The organism is Martinezella lusitana, from assembly GCF_900094565.1.
Taxonomy (GTDB): domain Bacteria; phylum Pseudomonadota; class Alphaproteobacteria; order Rhizobiales; family Rhizobiaceae; genus Rhizobium; species Rhizobium lusitanum.
The window spans coordinates 163,163-183,654 of the sequence record NZ_FMAF01000001.1 but is presented as its reverse complement, the minus strand read 5'-3'; the positions used below and the strand labels follow the sequence as shown (position 1 = coordinate 183,654).

Below are 20,492 nucleotides of genomic sequence, written 5' to 3'. Positions count from 1 at the left end.
TGCCTTCGCATGCAAAAGCGCGGCCGTCACGCGAAGGCGATGAGGGTTGCGCGACGCTTATACTATTTTTATGCCGCGTAAAAGCATCGGCCAGGCGTTGATCGCGCCTGGCCGATGCATGACCTTGTCGAGGGAGCTCCAGGCTATTGTTTTTACGCAGTTCCGGACGGAAAACCGCTGCGCACGTTTCCTGGAATTGCTCTAGAGATGCTCGCCCGAAAGCCGCTTGCGATGAAGCTCTTCGGCGTTGGGAAGCGCGTCCTTCGGAAGGCCGAAGACCTGTCCGGGAAGGATTCGGTCCGGATTGTTGATCTTGTCCTCGTTGGCCAGATAGATCGTCGTGTAGCGCACGCCGGCGCCATAGATACGGCGTGATATTTGCCACAGCGTATCGCCGCGACGGATGATGACGGCGTTGGCATCCTGCGAGAGCGGAGCCTGCTCCAGTGTCTTCGGACCGCTCTCGTTCGACGAGACCTCCGTATTCGGCTGGGCCGGTGCCGTCTGTGCCGGCGCGGTGATGGCCGCGATCATGTGTTCGAGATTGGGTAGCCCATCGCCGACCGACTTCGGATCCTTCGGAAGAGCCTGCAATACGGCAAGCGCCTTGAGGGCGGCGGCCGAAGCGTCGGCAGCAGCCTTCTTCAGGTCCGCGCTGGCGCCAATGGCCGGCCGGAATTCCGAAAGCGACTTCAGCGCGATCTCCGTGCCGGAGCGTGCAGCGGCAAGCTGTTCCACATTCGGCTGCTTGCCGTCAGTAAATAGGCCCTTCAACAGTGCGAAAGCCTTGCCGGCACCTTCTCTGAGCTTGGCAAGCTCTCCCTCGTCGAGCGGCACCATCGCGGCGGCCACCGACTGCGTCTGCGCGGCAACGGTCACCTGATTGCCTTCGGGGCGGGTGAAATTGACGCTGGTGCGCACAACTACCTTGCCTGCGCTGTCGAGCACGTCGACGCGAATCTTGTGGTCGCCGACAGCGAGCGGCATCACGCCATCGACGACGAAATGCCCGTCGCCACCGGCCGCGATCTCTCCGATCAACTTGTCGTCGGCATAGGCGCGCACCTTGGCGTGGGGCTTCGTGGTGCCGGCAACGAAGATATGGTCGTTTTCGATTTCCACGGCGTTGACCAGGACATCCGGCTGCCCATCCGTCGTCGCAGGCGTGCCGGCAGCGGGGTTGGCGGATGCCACGGCGCTGCCGTCCTGTTGCGGCTTGGCGTCGGATGCATTGCCCTGAGCATTGGCTGTCGGCGCATTCTGCTCGGCGGCCGTCACGCGGCCCTGCTTGGCCGAGGGAGCCGTGATGATACGGCTGGCCGTGCCCGGCTTCGACACCATGGCGAGAAGCTGTGTCGAATCATCCTTCGGGACTGAAACGGTGGCCACTTCCTCGGAGTTGACGGGCTTGCCGTCCTTGCCGGTCGCGCGCAGCACCAGCTCGTGATCGCCGGGCGGCAACGGATTGTCGAGTACCGCGGCAAAGTCGCCGCTGGGGCCGACATTGGTCGTGGTCACGACCTTTTCGCCATCGACGATCTCCAGCTTGGCGTTCGGCTCGGCCGAGCCGGCGATGACGGTGGATCCATCGGGTTCTACGCGCAGCACGTCGAACGACGGGACCAGGGATTTCGTCGCTGCCTCGGTCGTTGGTGCAGCGCCGCCGGTCAGCGCCGCCAATGCCTTGTCGATTGCAGCGCTGGCCTCGGCCGCGTTGTCGGGAAGCGACTGGACAATGGCGAGCGCCTTGTTCGCGCCATCCTGTACCTTTGTGACGAGGCCGGTTGCCGTCTGATCCGTGCCGGCGGGAAGCGCAAAAGCGACGATCGACTGAAGCGCCGTGATCGCCTTCGTCTTCGCGGCTGCGAAAATATCCTGGCTCGGCGTCGTGCCATCCTTGAACAGCGCCTTGAGGTCGGCAAGCGACGCTGTCGCGGCACCCGTCAGATCGGTAAGCTTTTTGGCGAGATCGGCCGTGTTGGCGGCGTTCGACACCGCATTCTGTGTCGACTGAGCTGTCTCGGCAGCCTTTTGCGCACTATCCTCGATCGTATTCTTCACCGTGTTGCTGGCCTGATTGACCGCATCGCCTATCGGCTTCTTGTCCCCGTTGATGCGCGGCATCACGAAAAAGACCATCAGTATGGTCGCAATTATCAGCACCAACAGAGCCAGCCAACCGGCACGGTTCTTCATCATTATTTATCTCCAGGCGGCGAAGTCGTCGCAACTCCTGAAATTGCTAGCGATTTCGCCTGTTTTTACAAGCTTTCTAAGCCATTTTCGCGTGTCCGGGCACAAGTTTTCCTTCGAAAAATCTTGACTGAGCATTTGCAGCATAGTTGTTTGCATCCATGACCGACGATTCTGCGCCAATTCGATCCATTTGCGTTTATTGCGGCTCAAGGCCGGGGCGCGATTCTTCCTACATGGCTGCCGGCCGCGAGCTGGGCAAAAGCATAGCCGAGAACGGCCTGCGCCTGATCTATGGCGGCGGAACGAAGGGCATCATGGGCGCTGTCGCAAGCGGTGTGCTCTCGCACGGCGGTCAGGTCACGGGCATCATTCCGGAATTTCTGGTCGACATGGAAGCGACGCGCCATTCGCTCGGCCAACTGGACGAACTCATCATAACGCCAGACATGCATGCGCGCAAACATGGCATGTTCGAGCGCGCCGACGCCTTCGTGGCGCTGCCTGGCGGTATCGGCACTTTGGAGGAGATCGTCGAGATCATGACCTGGGGCCAGCTCGGCCGTCATGAAAAGCCGATGGTTTTCGCCAATATCAATGGTTTCTGGGATCCGATGATGGAGCTCATCCGCCACATGACGGAGGAGGGCTTCGTTCACACCGCCCATCGTGTCCAGCCGCTGGTCATCGACAAGATCGCCGACATCATTCCGGCCATCCGCAAGCACGCTGCTGAAACGCAAGGCGACCGCGGCGGTGAAGAGGCGGTCATTTCCAAGCTCTGAAGGGCGCCAGTAACAGCCGCCAATTCCGTCAGCGCGTGCGGCTCCGCCTCAACATCGACCAGCTGTAAAGCGCCAGGCCGGCCCAGATCAGCGAGAAGGCGATCATCTGTGTCGTCCCGAAGGGTTCCTTGAACAGGAAGACGGCAATCAGGAAAACCATCGTCGGCACGATGTATTGCATGATTCCGACGGTGGACAACTTGAGGAGCTTCGCGCCGTTCGCAAAGATCATCAACGGCAGGGCGGTGATCAGGCCGCATCCAAGCAGCAGCGCGGTATCGGTAAGGCCCGTTCGATAGAGATGGCCTTCGCCGCGCGCCTCCAGATAGACGATGTAGAGCGTCGCCGGGATGCAGAGAAGCAGCACTTCGAGGAAGAAGCCCTGATTGGCGCCAACCGGCAGCGTTTTGCGGAAGAAGCCGTAGAAACCCCAGGAGAAGGTCAGCGTTAACGCGACCCAGGGCAGGGTTCCCGCCTTGATGGTGAGGATGACGACGGCTGCCGCAGCCAGTCCGATCGCGACGATCTGCGCCGGCGCCATCTTTTCCTTCAGAAGCAATGAGCCGAGCGCGATGCTGAACAGCGGGTTGATGAAGTAGCCGAGCGCCGCATCGAGCGAATGACCGGCGCCGATCGCCCAGACATAGGTCCCCCAGTTGATGGTCACAAGCGTCGCGGTCAGCGACGCCATCGCGACCGTGCGCGGATTGCTGAGCGCCGCCTTGACGTCGCCCATGCGGCCGAGCGCCAATAGCACTGCGCCCGCGACGGGAATGGACCAGAGGATACGGTGAGCGATGACCTCCATCGCCGGGATGTGCCCGAGCGCCTTCATGTAGAGCGGCAGAACGCCCCACATGAGGTAGGCCGTCAGCACGAAGCCGAACCCGCGTGCACTGTCTTCGTTCTTGATCTCAGGGGCGACCGTATCGGTGGCCATGAATGTTTCCCGCCATATTCTGTTCTTTGAGACGGGATTACTCCAATGCGGGTGACGTGGCTAATTCATTTCCTTGACGGCATCGTCAAGGTTTTTGATAGGCGGCGGATCACTCCGCCGCGATTCTGCCCGCCATATGACGGTTCTTCATCAGCTTGTAGATGACGGAATCCATCAGCGCCTGGAACGAGGCGTCGATGATGTTTTCCGAAACGCCGACCGTCCACCAGCGCACGCCGTCGCTGTCGGTGGATTCGATCAGGACGCGGGTCACGGCCTCCGTGCCGCCATTGAGGATACGCACCTTGAAGTCGGCCAGTTCCAGATCATCGATCTCGTGCTGGTATTTGCCGAAATTCTTGCGCAGCGCCAGGTCGAGCGCGTTGACCGGGCCATCGCCTTCGGCGACCGACATGATGGTCTGGCCGTCGATGATGATCTTGACCACCGCTTCCGAGACGATCTTCACCCGGCCGTGGGAATCGAAGCGACGCTCGACCATCACGCGGAAGCCGTCGATCGCGAAGAACTCCGGAATGGTGCCGAGCGTGCGGCGCGCCAGCAGCTCGAAGCTGGCATCGGCGCCTTCGTAAGCGTAGCCCGTGGCTTCCCGTTCCTTGACGATCTGGATCAGCTGGTCGAGCTTGGGGTCGTCCTTACCGACTTCGATGCCTCGCCGCTTGAGCGCGTTGATGAAGTTCGACTTGCCGCCCTGGTCGGAAACCATGACCTTACGGAAATTGCCGACGCTTTCCGGCGGCACATGTTCGTAGGTTCGCGGATCCTTGAGCAGGGCCGAGGCATGGATGCCGGCCTTGGTGGCAAAGGCGGAGGCACCGACATAGGGAGCCTGGTGGTCCGGCGAGCGATTCAGCAACTCATCGAAGGCGTGCGAAAGACTGGTGAGCCCGACGAGCCGCTCGGCATCGATCGTCGTTTCAAATCGCTCGCTATAGGCCCGCTTCAGCGCCAGCGTCGGGATCAATGTGATCAGATTGGCGTTGCCGCAGCGCTCGCCGATACCGTTCAGCGTGCCCTGGATCTGCCGCACGCCGGCCTCGACGGCGGCAAGCGAATTGGCAACCGCCTGACCGGTGTCGTTATGGGCATGGATACCAAGACAGTGCCCCGGAACGCCACAGGCGATGACGGCTTCGACGATGGCGCGGATTTCCGGCGGCTGCGAGCCGCCATTGGTGTCGCAGAGCACCACCCAGCGCGCACCCGCCTCATAGGCGGTCTTGGCGCAAGCGAGTGCATAGGTCGGATTGGCCTTGTAGCCGTCGAAGAAGTGCTCGCAGTCAACAAGGGCTTCCTTGCCGGCGTTGACGGCAGCGTTGACGCTTTCGGCGATGCTTTCGAGATTTTCCTCGTTGGTACAGCCGAGCGCCACCTTGACGTGATAGTCCCAGCTCTTGGCCACGAAACAGATCGCGTCCGCCTTCGCCTGCAAGAGGCTGGCAAGACCGGGATCGTTGGAGGCAGAAATGCCGGCGCGCTTGGTCATGCCGAAGGCGACGAAAGAGGCCGATTTCGTGCGCTTCTCGTCGAAGAAGGCCGTATCGGTCGGATTGGCGCCGGGATAGCCGCCCTCGACGTAGTCCAGGCCGAACTCGTCCAGCATGGTTGCAATGGCAATCTTATCCTCGACGGAGAAATCGATGCCGGGCGTCTGCTGGCCATCGCGGAGCGTCGTGTCGAAGAGATAGATTTTTTCGCGTGTCATACTGTTTCCTCCGGCGAACCGGTTTGATGGTGGGTGCCCCTCATCCGTCCTCTCTCGGTTCCGCTTTGCCAAACCGTTCGAGTCCACCTTCTCCCCGTTTACACGGGGCGAAGGGGTTTGGAGGTCGTTCCCTCTCCCCGCGTGCGGGGAGAGGGCCAGGGTGAGGGGCCTTACTTGGCATTACACTTTCCCGGCAAACTTATCCGTCGCACGGATCAACTGATCCAGGATACCCGGCTCGGACGAGGCATGGCCCGCGCCCTCGATCAGATGAAACTCCGCCTTCGGCCAGGCCTTGTGCAGCGCCCAGGCATATCTCGCCGGACAGGGCATGTCGTAACGGCCATGAACGATGACGCCGGGAATGTCCTTCAGTTTGTGCGCATCGCGCAGGAGCTGACCTTCTTCCAGCCAGCCGGCATTGACGAAGAAGTGGTTCTCGATGCGCGCGAATGCATGCGCATATTCCGCGTCCTCGAACTGCACGCTGACGGACGGTTCCGGCAGCAGCGTGATCGTTTCGCCTTCCCAGATCGACCATGCCTTGGCGGCCTCCAGGCGGGCTGCCTTGTCGGGATGCGTCAGCAGGCGGTGGTAGGCCGCCATCATCTCATGGCGCTCGTCCGGCGGGATCGGCGCCACGAAGCGCTCCCACTTGTCCGGAAACATCTCCGAGACCCCGAACTGATAATACCAGTCGAGCTCGGCTCTCGTCAGGGTGTAGATGCCGCGCACGACCAGTTCCGAAACGCGTTCCGGATGCGTTTCTGAATAGGCGAGCGCCAGCGTCGAGCCCCAGGAACCGCCGAAAACAAGCCATTTCTCCACGCCGGCCATTTCGCGAAGCCGCTCGATATCATCAACCAGATGCCAGGTCGTGTTGGCTTCGAGGCCGGCATGCGGCGTCGACCGTCCGCAGCCTCGCTGGTCGAACAGGGTCACGTCGTAAAGCGCCGGATCGAACACGCGGCGATGGCTCGGCGAGATGCCGCCGCCCGGACCGCCATGCAGAAAGACCGCCGGCTTGGCGCCGGGCGTTCCCACACGCTCCCAGTAGATGACATGCCCATCGCCGACATCGAGATGGCCGGAGGCATAGGGTTCGATTTCCGGATAGAACGTCCGCAGGATCTCCGTCATATTTTCAGTCCCCCGGCCGGCCAGACGTCCGTATCGTGATCGGGATGCTGGAAGGAAATGATCCGCTCCTGCTGGGCATAGAAATCAGGATCCTGGAGCACGGGTTTTTCGAAGATGGTCTCTACCCAGGGCAGGCGCGAGGCATAGTTCACCTGGATCTGCGGCGCGAGATCATCGCGCTCGTCGAAGGCGCCGATGGCAATCTCCAGGCCACCAGGATGGCGATAGGTCATCGGCGTGCCGCAATTCCTGCAGAAGCCGCGATCGATGTTGACGGAAGATTGGAAATAGGTCGGCTCGCCACGCGTCCATTCAAGACCATCGTTCGGTGCCGTGACAAGAGCGGAAAAGAAGCTGCCGAACTGCTTCTGGCACATGCGGCAATGGCAGATCGACGGGCGACCGAGCTCTCCGCGAATGCGAAACCGCACCGCGCCGCATTGGCATCCTCCGCTTCTGGTGACTTCAGTCATGGCGCTTCTCCTGGGGCCAGGTTGAGGTATCGTGATCGGGATGTTGATGGTTGGATAGCCGGATCGACGAAGCGCGATCGGAGCCATCTTCATCCGGTTCCATCGGCAGCACATCCAGCGCATGGAACCAGGGCATCTTTGCCGCAAGGTTCGATTGCGCGACAGGCTGGACCGCCGTCGGCTCATCCAGCGAGCTAAGCGTGACATTGATGAAAGCCGTACCCGGAATATCATAGAACAAAGGCGTGCCGCAGGTGCCGCAAAAGCCACGGCGCACGAGATCGGACGAATGAAACCATGAAGGTTCGCCGCGCGTCAGCTCGAAGTCGGCGCGTTGGGCGCTGCCCAACGGGAGGGCGTAGTTGCCCGATGATTTCTGGCACATGCGGCAATGGCAGAGATGCGGATAGCCGAGCGCGCCGGCGGTGCGATAGCGAACCGCGCCGCATTGGCATCCACCGCTATATCCCGCAGTCATCGTCATTGACCGGTCTCCGCTGGCCATGCCGCCGTATCGTGGTCCGGGTGCTGGTACGACACAAGCTCCAGCACGAAGGGCGCCTGCTCTGCGTCTTCTTCCGTCCGATGGCCCGGCAGCAGATGCAGCCGGTCGACGAAATCGATCTTGGCTTCCGTTCCGTATTGCACGACGGGCGGCAGCTGCGAGGGATCGTCGAAGGCGCCCGCCGCCACCGCCACGCCATCCGGCGCCTCATAGGTCAGCGGTGTGCCGCAGTCCCCGCAGAAGCCGCGCTTGACGTAGTTGGAAGACTGGAACGTTTTCCGTTCCCCGCGTGTCCAAGTCAGCTCCGCGCCGCGCGTCGAGACCAGCGGCGCGTAATAGGCGCCGAAGGCTTTCTGACACATGCGGCAATGACAGATCGATGCATCCTTCAGTTCGCCCCGCACCCGGAAGCGAACCGCACCGCATTGGCATCCACCGGTGTAGGTTGCACTCACCGCTTGACCTCCCAAGTCGTGATGCGCTCGCCCGTTGCTGGATCCTTACCGTCCTTCAGCTGGATGCCCCTTGCCAGAAGGTCGTCACGGATCCTATCCGCTTCGGCGAAATTCTTCGCCTTCAGCAGTTCCAACCGCTGCCGCACCTTGGCATCGATCTCGGAAGCGACGGCTTCATCGACTTCCGCCTTCTTCGGTAGCAGGCCGAGAAGGGCGGCGCTCGCTGCAAAGACAGGCAGGAGGCTCGCATCGGCATTGGCGGCTTGGGCCAAAGCATGCAGCGCCTGAACGGCGGCGACGGTGTTGAGGTCGTCGGCAAGGGGGGCGAGAACCGTCGCATCAGGTGCTGTACCGCTGGCATCCGCTGCCGGCCATTTGGCGATCAGCCGCTCGGCTTCCTCCAGACGTTTGACGGAAAAGTCGATCGGCTCTCGGTAATGCGTCATCAGCATGGCGAGCCTCAGCACTTCGCCCGGCCAGGTCCGGCCGCCGAGTTTTTCCGTCTGCAACAGCTCATGGATGGTGACGAAGTTGCCTTCCGATTTCGACATCTTGCGGCCTTCGACCTGCAGGAAGCCGTTATGCATCCAGACGTTCGCCATCGTATGCGTGCCGTGCGCGCAACACGACTGGGCAATTTCGTTCTCGTGATGCGGGAAGATCAGATCCAGCCCGCCGCCATGAATGTCGAAGACATCGCCAAGATAGCGCCCGCTCATGGCCGAGCACTCGATGTGCCAGCCCGGACGGCCACGGCCCCAGGGGCTTTCCCAGCCGGGCTCGTTCGCGTCGGAGAGCTTCCACAGCACGAAATCGCCGGGGCTTTTCTTGTGTTCGTCGACAGCGATGCGGGCACCCGCCTGCTGCTCATCTAGATTGCGCTTCGAAAGCTGACCGTAATCGGCCATCGACTTGGTGTCGAACAGCACTTCGCCGGCCGCCTGATAGGCGTGGCCTCTTGCAATCAGCTTCTCGATGATATCGATCATCTGGGCGATGTTGTCAGTCGCCCGCGGCTGCACGGTCGGCTCCAGGCAGCCGAGCGCGGTCGTATCCTGAAAATACTGCGTCTCGGTCTTTTCCGTCACCAGGCGGATCGCCTCGTTGAGCGGCAGGCCGGGATGGTCGCGTAGCGCCCGTGCGTTGATCTTGTCGTCAACATCGGTGATGTTGCGCACGTAGGTCACGTGGCTCTCGCCATAAACCTGCCGCAGCAGCCGGAACAGCACATCGAAGACGATGGCGGGGCGGGCATTGCCGATATGGGCGAAGTCATAGACCGTGGGGCCGCAGACATACATGCGGACGTTCTCGCGGTCGATCGGCTGGAAATCGACTTTTTCGCGTGTCAGCGTGTTGTAGAATTTCAGTTGCGGCGCGGCGCCCATTTCACTCTCCCAAAGGCATAGATCCGAAAAAAATCGTCACCGGCCGGCCGGAACGTTTGTCATCTTGGATTTTGGGAGACGAAAACGGCCAGACCAGCGAAACGCTAGTGAATAATTTTCCGGCAGATAATGCAGATAACCGTTTTCATGGCAGGCTTTATCGCGCGCCGGATGAATTTGGTCAAGTGGGGAGGGAGCCTCTCCCGTACGGGGAGAAGTTCTTTTTTACTCCGGCATCCGGTAGTCGACGAGCTTGTTCTCGCGCACGACGAAGAGCTTGCCGGTTTCGATGACATCGGCTGCGGTAAGCGGCAAGATCGCCTTGGCGACGTCGCGGGGATGCGGCAGCGTATCCGGATCTTCGCCGGGCATGGCCTGGGCGCGCATAGCGGTGCGGGTCGCGCCCGGATCGACGCTGGTGATGCGCAGCGGCGTGCTCTGGGTTTCGCCGGCCCAGGTCCGCGCCAGTGCCTCGACAGCAGCCTTGGATGCGGAATAGGCGCCCCAGAACGGCCTGCAGCGATGGGCGGCGGCCGACGACAGGATAACGGCGCGTCCCGCATCGGAGCGCATCAGCAGCGGTTCGACGGAGCGGATCAGCCGCCAGGTGGCTGTGACGTTGACGGTCATCACCTTCTCGAAGACTTTCGCCTCGATATGGCCGATCGGCGAGATCACGCCGAGCACCCCGGCATTGGCGACGAGGATATCGAGCTTGCCCCAGCGTTCGAAGATCGACCCGCCGAGCGCATCGATGGCGTTCATGTCGGCGAGGTCGAAAGGCACGAGCGTCGCAGACCCACCGGCGGCCTTGATGGCGTCGTCCAGCTCCTCAAGTCCGCCGACCGTGCGGGCGCAGGCGATCACATGCGCGCCAGCCTTGGCGAGTTCCAGTGCCGTAAAATAGCCGATACCGCGCGACGCGCCGGTAACGAGGGCGATCTTGTCCTTGAGGTTGACGCTCATGCTGTCTTGATCCGAATGCTATGGGGAGGAAAGGGGCAAGAAACGCCCCTTGTCAGCCGTTACCGGGGGTCAGCCGTTGCTGGCAAGCATGGAGAGCTTGCGCACGTTGCTTGTGCTTTCCCGGTCGAGCAGGCGCGTCGGATAGTCACCGGTGAAATAGTGATCGGTGAACTGCGGCTGCGCATTGTCGCGCGGCTCGCCGCCGACGGATCTGTAGAGTCCATCAATCGACAGGAATTCAAGGGAATCGGCGCCGATGAAATCGCACATGGCCTTCAGGCTGCCATACTGGTTGGCAAGCAGCTTTTCAGCGTCCGGCGTATCGATGCCGTAGAAGTCCGGATAAAAGATCATCGGGCTGGCGACGCGGATATGCACTTCGCGGGCGCCAGCCTCGCGGATCATCTGCACGATCTTGACCGAGGTCGTGCCGCGCACGATGGAATCATCCACGAGAATGACGCGCTTGCCCTCGATGATGGCGCGATTGGCGGAGTGCTTGAGCTTGACGCCGAAAGCGCGGATCTGCTGTGTCGGCTCGATGAAGGTGCGGCCGACATAGTGGTTGCGGATGATGCCGAGCTCGAAGGGGATGCCGCTTTCCTGCGCGTACCCGATAGCCGCCGGCGTGCCGCCATCCGGCACGGGAACGACGACATCGGCCTCGACGGGGGCCTCCCTGGCAAGGTTGATGCCCATGTTCCGGCGGGTGACATAGACGTTGCGGCCGCCGACCACGGAATCGGGACGGGCAAAGTAGACATATTCGAACAGGCAGAGTCGCTCGGGCTTGGAAACTTCCGGCTTGCGTGCATCGATGGTGATCGAGCCATCCGGCTGGATCTCGCAGATGACGACTTCGCCGTTTTCGATGTCGCGGACGTATTTGGCGCCGATGATGTCGAGGGCACAGGTTTCCGAACAGAAGATCGGCTTGCCGTCGAGCTCGCCCATAACAAGCGGCCGGATGCCGATCGGGTCGCGCGCCGCGATCAATTTGGTGCGCGTCATGGCGAGCATCGAATAGCCGCCTTCCATCTGGCGGATCGCATCGATGAAGCGGTCGGAGGAGGAGGCCTGCTTGGAGCGGGCAATGAGATGGAGGACGACTTCGGTGTCTGACGTAGCCTGAAAGATCGCACCGTCGGCGATCAACTGCCGGCGCATGGTCAGGCCGTTGGTGAAATTGCCGTTGTGAGCGATCGCGATGCCGCCGACTTCCAGCTCGGCGAACAGCGGCTGCACGTTGCGAAGGATGGTTTCGCCCGTCGTCGAATAACGCACATGGCCCATCGAGCGGTCGCCGGGCAGGCGGGCAAGCGTGGCAGGATCGGTATAGTGATCGCCGACGAGACCCATCCGCCGCTCCGAATGAAAGCGCTGGCCGTCGAAGGAGACGATGCCGGCGGCTTCCTGGCCGCGATGTTGCAGGGCATGCAGGCCGAGCGCCGTCAGCGTTGCCGCGTCGGGGTGTCCCAGAATGCCGAATACGCCGCATTCCTCGTGCAGCGTGTCGCCGTCGATATCATTCTCGATGGAAAGGGAATGGTTCATGGCTGCGGGCCTTTGCTCTCAACGTGGGCGGATCGGGCGGCGTCACGACTGGATACTACAATAGCTGAAAATCCGGCCGGAAAATACATCGGGCCGGATCTTCCAGTTTCATGCCGCTCACATGGCGATTATCACGCGGCGGGTCAAGCCTGTAAACGCATTGTCAATTATTTGTCTGTGGCGCCGGTGCATCGTCGGGCGGCGCGGTATCGTTCGTCGCACCGTTGTCGCCGCCCTGCTGGGACTGCGTCTGCTGTTGCTGATTGGGTGCGATCTTGTTGATGATCTCGGGCGGCAGCATCGCCTGGATGTTGTCAGGAAGTGCCGACTTCAGCTTCTCAACCATCGAATCGAGGAAGGGCTTCGACTTGGCGTTGTTGACCCAGTCCGGACGGGCGGCGGGTGCTACGAGCCAGTTCCAGAAGGCCACCACGACAACCATCAGCAGCAGGCCGCGAGCCGCCCCGAACAGGAAGCCGAGTGTCCGGTCGAGTGCGCCGATGCGGCTGTCGATGATGAAATCGGCGATCCGGATGGTGATGAAGGAAATGATGATCAGCGCCAGCAGGAAGATGACGCCGGCCGAAGCGATCGTCGCGATCTTGGTGTCGGCCTTGTATTGCAGCGCATAGGGAACGAGCAGGGGATAGAGATAGTAAGCGGCGACGGCCGAGCCACCCCAGCTGACGATCGAAAGAATTTCGCGGGAAAACCCGCGGACCATGGCCAGAACGGCGGAGAACAGAAGAACGCCGATAACAATACCGTCGAAAATCGTAATGGGCATGTATAATCCACTTCAAGACTTGCCACGCCATGTTGGCGGGCATCGGCCTCAGTATGAGCCTCTTCTACGTCAAGGACGGCTGAAGTAAGGCTCAGTCTTCATCTTCCGCACGCTTAAGCGCACCTTTCGATCCGGCTATGCGCGCCACCAGGTCCGGCAGGCTTTCAACCTCACTCCAGCGTCCGCCATTGACCTTCGGCAGGTCGGCGGAAGCGGCAGGCAGGAGGGCCGTAGAAAATCCCAGCTTCTCGGCTTCCTTGAGACGCTGGGCGGTGTGCGCAACCGGCCGGACGGCGCCCGACAGGCTGACTTCGCCGAAATAGACGCAATCTGCAGGAAGGGCAAGACCAGCCAGAGAGGAAACCAGTGCAGAGGCGACGGCAAGGTCGGCAGCCGGCTCAGAAATGCGGTAACCGCCGGCGACATTGAGATAAACATCGTGCTGGCCGAGCCGAACGCCGCAATGCGCCTCCAGCACCGCGAGAATCATCGACAGCCGCGCCGAATCCCAGCCGACCACGGCGCGCCGCGGTGTGCCGAGCGATGTTGCGGCGACCAGCGCCTGTACTTCGACCAGGATCGGTCGCGTGCCCTCCATGCCCGCAAAGACGGCGGCTCCCGGCGATTTCGAATTGCGTTCACCGAGGAAAAGCTCGGACGGGTTCGCCACATCGCGCAGGCCCATGTCGGACATTTCGAAAACGCCGATCTCGTCGGTCGGGCCGAAGCGATTCTTGACTGTGCGCAGGATGCGATAGTGATGGCCGCGATCGCCCTCGAAATAAAGGACGGCGTCGACCATGTGCTCGACGACGCGCGGGCCGGCGATCTGGCCGTCCTTCGTGACATGGCCGACAAGCACCATGGCAGCACCCGTCTGCTTGGCGAAGCGGATCATCGCCTGCACGCCGGTGCGCACCTGCGTGACGGTGCCGGGAGCGGATTCGGCAAGTTCGCTCCACAGCGTCTGAATGGAATCGATAATGACGAGGTCCGGCCGTTTGCCTTCGGCAAGCGTCGCCAGGATATCTTCGACATTGGTCTCCGCCGCCAGCATCACGTCGGTATCGGCCGCTTGCAGCCGCTGCGCGCGAAGGCGAACCTGCGCCACGGCCTCTTCGCCCGAGACGTAGACGACCTTGTGCCCTTGGCGGGCGAGCGCCGCCGCGGCCTGCATCAGCAGCGTCGACTTACCGATGCCGGGATCGCCGCCGACGAGGACGGCCGAGCCGCGCACGAAACCGCCGCCAGTGGCACGGTCAAGCTCTGAAATGCCCGTGAAGATGCGCGGTGCTTCCTCGATCTCGCCGGAAAGCGAGGTCAGCGTCACCGGTCGCCCTTTCCTGGGCGTCTTTGTCGGACCGCCGCCGATCCCGCCCATCGGATCTTCCTCGACGATGGTATTCCATGCGCCGCAGCTATCGCATTTGCCCGCCCAGCGATTGTGGATCGTGCCGCAGTTCTGGCAGATGAATTGTGTACGGCCCTTAGCCATCGGATGCTGGTCTCAAAGTTCAAATGCTCCGCTCTTCGAAGCGAATCGCGATCGGCTGACAGATAATGTCTTTCGCGGCCCATCAAAACTAATGATTTCCGTATCAACGCCGATCGTGTCAGCCTTTATGCCGGGTTTTTAGGGATGATGACCGATGTTTGACTATTCGCTTGCTCACTGGATCGCTTTTCTGACCGCCGCGACGCTGCTCAACCTCTCGCCGGGGCCGGATATCGCCTTCATTCTCGGTCACACGATCAGAAGCGGCATGCGCTCCGGTTTCGCCGCCTTGTTCGGCATATGGAGCGGCGCGTGCCTGCATGTGCTGATGGCGGCGGCGGGACTGTCGGCGATCCTGGCCGCCTCGGCGCTCGCCTTCTCGACGATAAAGTGGATCGGGGCTGCCTATCTGATCTGGCTTGGCATACAGGCATTGCGCTCCAAGGGTGAAGCCGCATGGATCAAGGACGCCGGCAAGACACTGTCCTCGGGCCGCATCTACCGGCAGGGCATTCTGGTTTCGCTGCTCAACCCCAAGGTCGCGATCTTCTTTCTCGCCTTCCTGCCGCAGTTCGTCGTCGAGGGCGCCGGCCCAGTCTGGGCGCAGCTCCTGCTGCATGGCAGCCTGATCATCGTCGTGGCTGCGTTCATCGAGCCGCCGCTCATCCTTCTCGGCGGTCGGCTCACTGAGGCGCTGCGGCGCAATCGCAGCGTCGGGCTGTGGCTCGATCGCGGATTGGGCGCGCTGTTCGTCGCTCTTGGCGTGCGCCTGGCGATTAGCGCGCGTTAGAGTATTTCCAGGAAAGTGCGCAGCGGTTTTCCGTCCGGAATGCGAGAAACAGGAAGATAGCGCTATTCCTCGGTCTCTTCCGAGATATAGCGCCGCTCGTGCCGCAGCCCCATGCTCGTCAGCATCTCGTAGCCGATCGTGCCGGCGGCTCTGGCCGCATCATCAACCGGGATATTGCTGCCGAATAGCTCGATATAGTCGCCGGCGCGAACCAGATGGTCCGGCAGGTCGGTCACGTCGAAGATGGTGAGGTCCATGGTGATGCGGCCGGCAACGGGCACCTTGTGCCCGGCAATGAAGCCCTGGCCTCCGGCAATGCCCGCCTGGCGCAGCGGCACACCGGCGCTTGACTGGCTGCGCATGTAACCATCGGCATAGCCGGCCGAGACGATCGCCAGCCGGCTGTCGCGCGTCAGCTGAAGCGCGCGGCCGTAGCTCACCGTTTCGCCGGCCCTGACGGAGCGTGTCTGGATGATCCTGGCTTCTGCCGTCGCCACCGGCCGCATCGGATTGGCCATGCCGGGAACGGCCTCGGCGCCATAAGTGGCGATACCGGGGCGGGTAAGATCGAAATGATACTCCGGCCCAAGAAATATGCCGGCCGAATTGGCAAGGCTCGCCTCTATCCCCTCGAAGGCCGCGCTGACCTTGCGGAAGGCGTCCAGCTGCTGCCGGTTCATCGCATTCGACGGATCGTCGCCACAGGCAAGATGGCTCATGACAAGCACCGGCGAGAAGCTCGCAGGCCGCGAGACGTCGTCGGCGAGTGCCAGTGCGTCCTCCATCGGTAGGCCGAGCCGGTTGAAGCCGGTGTCGACCTGCAGCGCGCAAGGATAGTCGCCATAGTCCGAAAGCACCGACATCCAGAAGGTCAGTTGCTCCTCTGACGCGATGATGGGCACGAGATCGTTCTCGAAGAATATCCGCTCCATCCCCGGCCAGATGCCGCAAAGCACGAAGATGCGCGCCTCGGGCGCGTAGAGTCGGAGCGTTGCGCCTTCGTCAGCGGTCGCGACGAAGAAATCACGGGCGCCGGCCGAATAGAGGGTTTCGCCGATATCCTCGATCCCGAGCCCATAGGCATCTGCCTTGACGACGGCAGCGGTGCGGGCGCTGCCTGAGCGGCGGGCCATCTCGCGCCAGTTTTCGACAAGCGCGCCGAGATCCACCGTCAGCCGCAAGCCGGCGGAAGCGAAAGCGTCATAGTCATCGAAATTGTCTGTCATGGAGCCGCCTTAGCGAAAAAATGGCCGGAGATGATTTGGCTCCGGCCAGGATAGTGATCATCGATGAAAAGAAAAAGTGCTGCGGCACATATGCGTGCCGCCTGCCGCCTTTGTCAGTGCTCTTCATATTGAAGGAAGGAGGAATCGGCGAGATCGGCGAAGCGCGTGAATTCCGACTGGAAGGCGAGCTTCACCGTGCCTGTGGGGCCGTGACGCTGCTTGGCGATGATGACGTCGGCCGTCCCCTTCACGCGGTCGAACAGGGCTTCCCATTCGGCATATTTCGGATCGGCCGGATCGCGGGGCTCCTGGTTCTTCACGTAATATTCCTCGCGGAAGACGAAGAGCACCACGTCGGCGTCCTGCTCGATCGAGCCGGATTCGCGAAGGTCAGAAAGCTGCGGCCGCTTATCGTCACGGCTTTCGACGGCACGCGAGAGCTGGGATAGCGCGATGATCGGAACGTTGAGTTCCTTGCCTAGCGCCTTCAGGCCCGTGGTGATTTCGGTGATTTCCTGGACGCGGTTTTCCCCCGACTTCTTGGAGCCGGTCATGAGCTGGATGTAGTCGACGACCAGTACGTCGAGGCCGCGCTGGCGCTTCAGCCGGCGGGCGCGAGCGGCCAGCTGGGCGATGGAGATACCGCCGGTCTGGTCGATGAAGAGCGGCACCTTCTGCATCATCATCGAGCATGCCACGAGCTTCTCGAAATCCGCATCGTTGATATCGCCGCGGCGAATCTTCGACGAGGAGACTTCCGTCTGCTCGGAAATGATACGGGTGGCGAGCTGTTCCGACGACATTTCCAGCGAATAAAAGCCGACGACACCGCCATTCTTCGCCTTGGTGGAGCCGTCCGGTTGCACCTCGCCTTCGAAGGAGGCGGCGATATTGTAGGCGATATTGGTGGCGAGCGACGTCTTGCCCATACCGGGACGGCCGGCGAGGATGATCAAGTCGGACCGCTGCAGGCCGCCCATCTTGCTGTCGAGCGAGTGGATGCCCGTGGAAATGCCGGACAGGCCGCCGTCGCGCTCCTTGGCCACGGCCGCCATGTCGATTGCCAGCGCCACGGCGTCGTTGAAGGCCTGGAAGCCGCCGTCGTAGCGGCCGTTTTCGGCGAGCTCGAACAACCGACGCTCGGTATCCTCGATCTGCGTCTGCGGCGGCATGTCCAGCGGCGCGTCGTAGGCGATGTTGACCATGTCCTCGCCGATGGTGATCAACGCCCGGCGCAGCGCCAGGTCGTAGATGGCACGGCCGTAATCCTCGGCATTGATGATCGACACGGCTTCGACGGCGAGGCGCGCGAGATATTGCGCGACCGTCATGTCGCCGACCTTCTCCTCCGCCGGCACGAAGCTCTTGATGGTCACCGGATTGGCGGTCTTGCCCATGCGAATGATGTCGCCGGCGACTTCGAAGATCTTCCGGTGCAGCGGCTCGTAGAGGTGGATGGGCTTCAGAAAATCCGAGACGCGATAATAGGCATCATTGTTGACGAGGATGGCGCCGAGAAGAGCCTGCTCCGCCTCGATATTGTTAGGGGCTTCGCGATAGTGCTGTTCGGCGGGAGCAATGGCGGCGAGCTTGCGCGCAGCTTCGTTCATTTTCCATCTCTTCGTACTTTGGAGTATCGAATGGTTTGCGATGAAGCGTTGTCATGGTCAACCGTGCAAATACGTCGCTTTGGTGAACGAGGGCAAATCAGGCCCCGCTATCAACATTGTTCCACTCGTCCACAGGGACAAGTTTCGGCCGTATAAAAAATCCCTTGTCGCCACTTTGCAACGCAAGGCCCGACACACGAATCACTTATGCAAGTTATCCATAGGTGATTTTAACCGGGTATTTCGCCAGGCGCATCAACTTGTGCGGCTATGATGCTTGAAAAGATAAGAAAATCCGGTTATTGCCTGAATAGGGTAGGCTGCTAATAATATAAAGTTGCAATAAATGTCCGGTGCGCCATCAAGACGTGAGCTTTTCGATGAAGTTTCCTCTTTCAATCGTAAGTTGAGAGCGGCATTCGATGCGCTGGTGCGTGAACATGGAATGACGCTCGCTCGGGCAAGGGTTTTCCATAGGCTCTCGCGTCGTGACGGGATCAATCAGCGGGAGCTCGCCGACGAACTTGAGCTCGAGACGCCAACGCTCGTGCGCATCCTCGATGCCATGGAGGGACAAGGTTTCATCGAGCGCCGCGCCGTACCATCAGATCGTCGCGCCAAGCAGATATTCATGACGGAATCCGGAAAAGTCGTCGCTGCCGAGGTCGAGGCTCTTGCCACCGGTGTGCGCGCGGATATTTTGGAAGGGATTTCGGACGAGGATATCGGCATGGCGCTTAAAGTTATCCGCGCCATGACGGCCAATCTTCAGAATGTGGGCAAGTCATGAGGTAATGTATGAGCGGCGAGCCAGGCCCGGTCCCCAAAGTGGAAGCCAACGCCGTCCCTGCCGCTCCACCGCCCATGCCGGGCTGGAAAGTGCCGCTCTATATAGCCGCATCCGTCATGTTCTTCCTGACGCAGGGCCTGGGCCTCAACCTCGCCTTCGCCAATCTGACCCAGATCCAGGGAACCATCGCCGCCACGACCACAGAATCGGCATGGCTTTCGGCCGCCTACATGGCGCCGAACGTCAGTCTCGCCATCGCGCTGGTGAAGATTCGGCTGCAATACGGGGTCCGTAATTTCGCCGAGGTCAGCATTCTCGGTTTCATCGTTGCTTCGATGCTCAATCTCTTCGTTTCCGATCTGCATTCGGCGATCGTCGTCCGTTTCTTGAGCGGCATCGCCGGCGCGCCACTGTCGACGCTCGGCTTCCTCTACATGCTGGAAGCGTTCGAGCCGGCCAAGAAGATGACCGTTGGCGTCAGCCTGGCGATGACGAACACGCTGCTGGCGGCGCCGATCACTCGCCTCGTGTCGCCCTCGCTTCTCGACTATGGCGAATGGCGCGGCCTCTATACTCTCGAAATGGCTCTGGCGCTGCTTGTCATGCCGATCATCTATCTGCTGCCGCTGACGCCGCCGCCGCGCGTCAAGGTCATCGTTCTCGGCGATATTTTCAGCTACCTGCTGGTTGCCATCGGTTTCGGCTGTCTGGCGGTGGTTCTGTCGGTCGGTCGCCTCTACTGGTGGCTGGAGGTGCCTTGGCTCGGTATCGTGCTGGCGATCGGCATTGCTTCGCTGACCGCTGCTGTCGTCGTCGATCTAAGAAGATCGACACCGCTCATCGATGTTCGCTGGCTGTTGCTGCCGGAGATGCTGCATCTGACCGGCATCCTGCTGGTATTTCGCCTGATTGCCGCCGAGCAGACTTCGGTCGTCGTGACATTCTATCAGAATGCTGTCGGGCTGCTCTACGACCAGCTCTCCATGCTGTACTGGATCATCCTGGCATTTTCGGTCATCGGCGGGCTCATCTGCGCTGTCTTGATGACCTACGGGTTAAGCTGGCAGATCCAGTTCGTCGCGCTTGCTCTGATGGGGGTCGGTTCCCTCATCGATTCGCAGGTGACCAACCTGACCCGGCCGGAACAAATGTATCTCAGTCAGGCGATGGTGGCCGCCGGCGCAGCACTTTTCCTGCCGCCATCCATGTCGGTGGGCTTCAAGGCGGCTCTGTCGAAGGGGCCCGCCTATCTGGTGACCTTCTTCGTCATTTTCACCTTCACGCAAAGCGTCGGCGGTCTGATCGGTTCGGCGTTCTACGGCACGCTGATCATCATTCGCGAGAAATTTCATTCCGCGGTGTTGACCGAGCGCGTGCTGCTGACCGATCCGCATGTGGCCGAACGCGTCAGCCAGCTTTCATCATCTTACGGCAAGGTGATCGGCGACAGTGCGATCCTCAAGGGAGAGGGGCTGGCGCTGCTCGGCGCGCAGGTGAGCCGTGAGGCCAACATGCTCGCCTATGGTGATGCTTTTCTTGTTGCGGCAGTGATCGCCTTTGTCTCGCTTGCCGGACTTTCGCTGCATGTATTCTTCCGCTTCGTCAAAACTCGGCTCGCTGAAGATCGGCCGCAGACCATGGCATCCAACCCTTGAGGATATGAAATAGC

At 61.3% G+C, this 20,492-nt stretch carries 18 protein-coding genes; 4 read left to right on the top strand and 14 right to left on the bottom strand.

Annotated features, from left to right (window positions below):
- Positions 1–201 precede the first annotated feature (201 nt).
- Entirely contained in the window at positions 202–2,199 is a 1,998-nt protein-coding gene (locus GA0061101_RS00820) for a LysM peptidoglycan-binding domain-containing protein (protein ID WP_092572822.1), read from the bottom strand.
- A 155-nt stretch (positions 2,200–2,354) separates the two neighbouring features.
- On the opposite strand from GA0061101_RS00820, the gene GA0061101_RS00815 reads away from it, so the two are divergent.
- Positions 2,355–2,978, top strand: a complete 624-nt coding sequence (locus tag GA0061101_RS00815) for an LOG family protein (RefSeq protein ID WP_037194398.1) — start codon at positions 2,355–2,357, stop codon at positions 2,976–2,978.
- A 28-nt stretch (positions 2,979–3,006) separates the two neighbouring features.
- On the opposite strand, the gene rarD is transcribed toward GA0061101_RS00815, so the two are convergent.
- The 11 genes from rarD to radA form a co-directional block, all read right to left on the bottom strand.
- Positions 3,007–3,918: an EamA family transporter RarD gene (gene rarD / locus GA0061101_RS00810; RefSeq protein ID WP_037193924.1), complete on the bottom strand. Its 912-nt coding sequence runs from the start codon at positions 3,916–3,918 to the stop codon at positions 3,007–3,009.
- 109 nt (positions 3,919–4,027) lie between these two features.
- A complete protein-coding gene (gene cimA, locus GA0061101_RS00805) occupies positions 4,028–5,644 on the bottom strand; it encodes a citramalate synthase (protein WP_047639167.1) in 1,617 nt (538 codons plus the stop codon).
- Positions 5,645–5,824: 180 nt separating this feature from the next.
- Entirely contained in the window at positions 5,825–6,784 is a 960-nt protein-coding gene (pip, locus tag GA0061101_RS00800) for a prolyl aminopeptidase (protein ID WP_047552841.1), read from the bottom strand.
- Entirely contained in the window at positions 6,781–7,257 is a 477-nt protein-coding gene (locus GA0061101_RS00795; protein WP_092572821.1) for a GFA family protein, read from the bottom strand. Before GA0061101_RS00795 ends, pip begins: the two co-directional genes overlap by 4 nt.
- Entirely contained in the window at positions 7,250–7,741 is a 492-nt protein-coding gene (locus GA0061101_RS00790; protein ID WP_092572820.1) for a GFA family protein, read from the bottom strand. The genes GA0061101_RS00795 and GA0061101_RS00790 overlap by 8 nt, the downstream gene beginning before the upstream one ends.
- On the bottom strand, positions 7,738–8,217 hold the full coding sequence (locus GA0061101_RS00785; RefSeq protein WP_047552847.1) for a GFA family protein: 480 nt from the start codon (positions 8,215–8,217) through the stop codon (positions 7,738–7,740). The genes GA0061101_RS00790 and GA0061101_RS00785 overlap by 4 nt, the downstream gene beginning before the upstream one ends.
- On the bottom strand, positions 8,214–9,605 hold the full coding sequence (gene cysS / locus GA0061101_RS00780) for a cysteine--tRNA ligase (RefSeq protein WP_092572819.1): 1,392 nt from the start codon (positions 9,603–9,605) through the stop codon (positions 8,214–8,216). Before cysS ends, GA0061101_RS00785 begins: the two co-directional genes overlap by 4 nt.
- A 225-nt stretch (positions 9,606–9,830) precedes the next feature.
- Positions 9,831–10,571 carry an SDR family NAD(P)-dependent oxidoreductase gene (locus GA0061101_RS00775; protein ID WP_037193938.1) on the bottom strand — a complete coding sequence of 247 codons (741 nt, stop codon included), beginning with the start codon at positions 10,569–10,571 and terminating at the stop codon, positions 9,831–9,833.
- A gap of 69 nt (positions 10,572–10,640) precedes the next feature.
- Positions 10,641–12,125 (bottom strand): amidophosphoribosyltransferase, encoded by a 1,485-nt coding sequence (purF, locus tag GA0061101_RS00770; protein ID WP_092572818.1) that lies wholly within the window; start codon positions 12,123–12,125, stop codon positions 10,641–10,643.
- Between the two features lie 163 nt (positions 12,126–12,288).
- A complete protein-coding gene (locus GA0061101_RS00765; RefSeq protein ID WP_092572817.1) occupies positions 12,289–12,912 on the bottom strand; it encodes a CvpA family protein in 624 nt (207 codons plus the stop codon).
- Between the two features lie 91 nt (positions 12,913–13,003).
- The gene (gene radA / locus GA0061101_RS00760; protein WP_037193945.1) at positions 13,004–14,407 is read right to left on the bottom strand and encodes a DNA repair protein RadA; all 1,404 of its coding nucleotides are present in this window, start codon (positions 14,405–14,407) and stop codon (positions 13,004–13,006) included.
- A 154-nt stretch (positions 14,408–14,561) separates the two neighbouring features.
- Here radA and GA0061101_RS00755 point away from each other — a divergent pair, with 154 nt between their 5' ends.
- Positions 14,562–15,197 (top strand): LysE family translocator, encoded by a 636-nt coding sequence (locus tag GA0061101_RS00755; RefSeq protein ID WP_092572816.1) that lies wholly within the window; start codon positions 14,562–14,564, stop codon positions 15,195–15,197.
- A 62-nt stretch (positions 15,198–15,259) separates the two neighbouring features.
- Here the strand turns inward: GA0061101_RS00755 and alr are convergent, their stop codons facing one another.
- On the bottom strand, positions 15,260–16,423 hold the full coding sequence (gene alr, locus GA0061101_RS00750) for an alanine racemase (RefSeq protein ID WP_092572815.1): 1,164 nt from the start codon (positions 16,421–16,423) through the stop codon (positions 15,260–15,262).
- Positions 16,424–16,536: 113 nt separating this feature from the next.
- Positions 16,537–18,033 (bottom strand): replicative DNA helicase, encoded by a 1,497-nt coding sequence (locus GA0061101_RS00745; protein ID WP_037193951.1) that lies wholly within the window; start codon positions 18,031–18,033, stop codon positions 16,537–16,539.
- Positions 18,034–18,379: 346 nt separating this feature from the next.
- Here GA0061101_RS00745 and GA0061101_RS00740 point away from each other — a divergent pair, with 346 nt between their 5' ends.
- Both GA0061101_RS00740 and GA0061101_RS00735 read left to right on the top strand, forming a co-directional pair.
- Entirely contained in the window at positions 18,380–18,823 is a 444-nt protein-coding gene (locus GA0061101_RS00740; RefSeq protein WP_037193953.1) for a MarR family winged helix-turn-helix transcriptional regulator, read from the top strand.
- Between the two features lie 8 nt (positions 18,824–18,831).
- Positions 18,832–20,478, top strand: a complete 1,647-nt coding sequence (locus tag GA0061101_RS00735; RefSeq protein WP_092572814.1) for an MFS transporter — start codon at positions 18,832–18,834, stop codon at positions 20,476–20,478.
- The last annotated feature ends 14 nt before the right edge of the window (positions 20,479–20,492 follow it).

Bases quoted from the DNA above. Each gene is read 5' to 3' on its own strand.
- GA0061101_RS00820 (WP_092572822.1), bottom strand. From the start codon at position 2,199: ATGATGAAGAACCGTGCCGGTTGGCTGGCTCTGTTGGTGCTGATAATT.
- GA0061101_RS00815 (WP_037194398.1), top strand. From the start codon at position 2,355: ATGACCGACGATTCTGCGCCAATTCGATCCATTTGCGTTTATTGCGGC.
- rarD (WP_037193924.1), bottom strand. From the start codon at position 3,918: ATGGCCACCGATACGGTCGCCCCTGAGATCAAGAACGAAGACAGTGCA.
- cimA (WP_047639167.1), bottom strand. From the start codon at position 5,644: ATGACACGCGAAAAAATCTATCTCTTCGACACGACGCTCCGCGATGGC.
- pip (WP_047552841.1), bottom strand. From the start codon at position 6,784: ATGACGGAGATCCTGCGGACGTTCTATCCGGAAATCGAACCCTATGCC.
- GA0061101_RS00795 (WP_092572821.1), bottom strand. From the start codon at position 7,257: ATGACTGAAGTCACCAGAAGCGGAGGATGCCAATGCGGCGCGGTGCGG.
- GA0061101_RS00790 (WP_092572820.1), bottom strand. From the start codon at position 7,741: ATGACGATGACTGCGGGATATAGCGGTGGATGCCAATGCGGCGCGGTT.
- cysS (WP_092572819.1), bottom strand. From the start codon at position 9,605: ATGGGCGCCGCGCCGCAACTGAAATTCTACAACACGCTGACACGCGAA.
- GA0061101_RS00775 (WP_037193938.1), bottom strand. From the start codon at position 10,571: ATGAGCGTCAACCTCAAGGACAAGATCGCCCTCGTTACCGGCGCGTCG.
- purF (WP_092572818.1), bottom strand. From the start codon at position 12,125: ATGAACCATTCCCTTTCCATCGAGAATGATATCGACGGCGACACGCTG.
- GA0061101_RS00765 (WP_092572817.1), bottom strand. From the start codon at position 12,912: ATGCCCATTACGATTTTCGACGGTATTGTTATCGGCGTTCTTCTGTTC.
- radA (WP_037193945.1), bottom strand. From the start codon at position 14,407: ATGGCTAAGGGCCGTACACAATTCATCTGCCAGAACTGCGGCACGATC.
- GA0061101_RS00755 (WP_092572816.1), top strand. From the start codon at position 14,562: ATGTTTGACTATTCGCTTGCTCACTGGATCGCTTTTCTGACCGCCGCG.
- alr (WP_092572815.1), bottom strand. From the start codon at position 16,423: ATGACAGACAATTTCGATGACTATGACGCTTTCGCTTCCGCCGGCTTG.
- GA0061101_RS00745 (WP_037193951.1), bottom strand. From the start codon at position 18,033: ATGAACGAAGCTGCGCGCAAGCTCGCCGCCATTGCTCCCGCCGAACAG.
- GA0061101_RS00740 (WP_037193953.1), top strand. From the start codon at position 18,380: ATGTCCGGTGCGCCATCAAGACGTGAGCTTTTCGATGAAGTTTCCTCT.
- GA0061101_RS00735 (WP_092572814.1), top strand. From the start codon at position 18,832: ATGAGCGGCGAGCCAGGCCCGGTCCCCAAAGTGGAAGCCAACGCCGTC.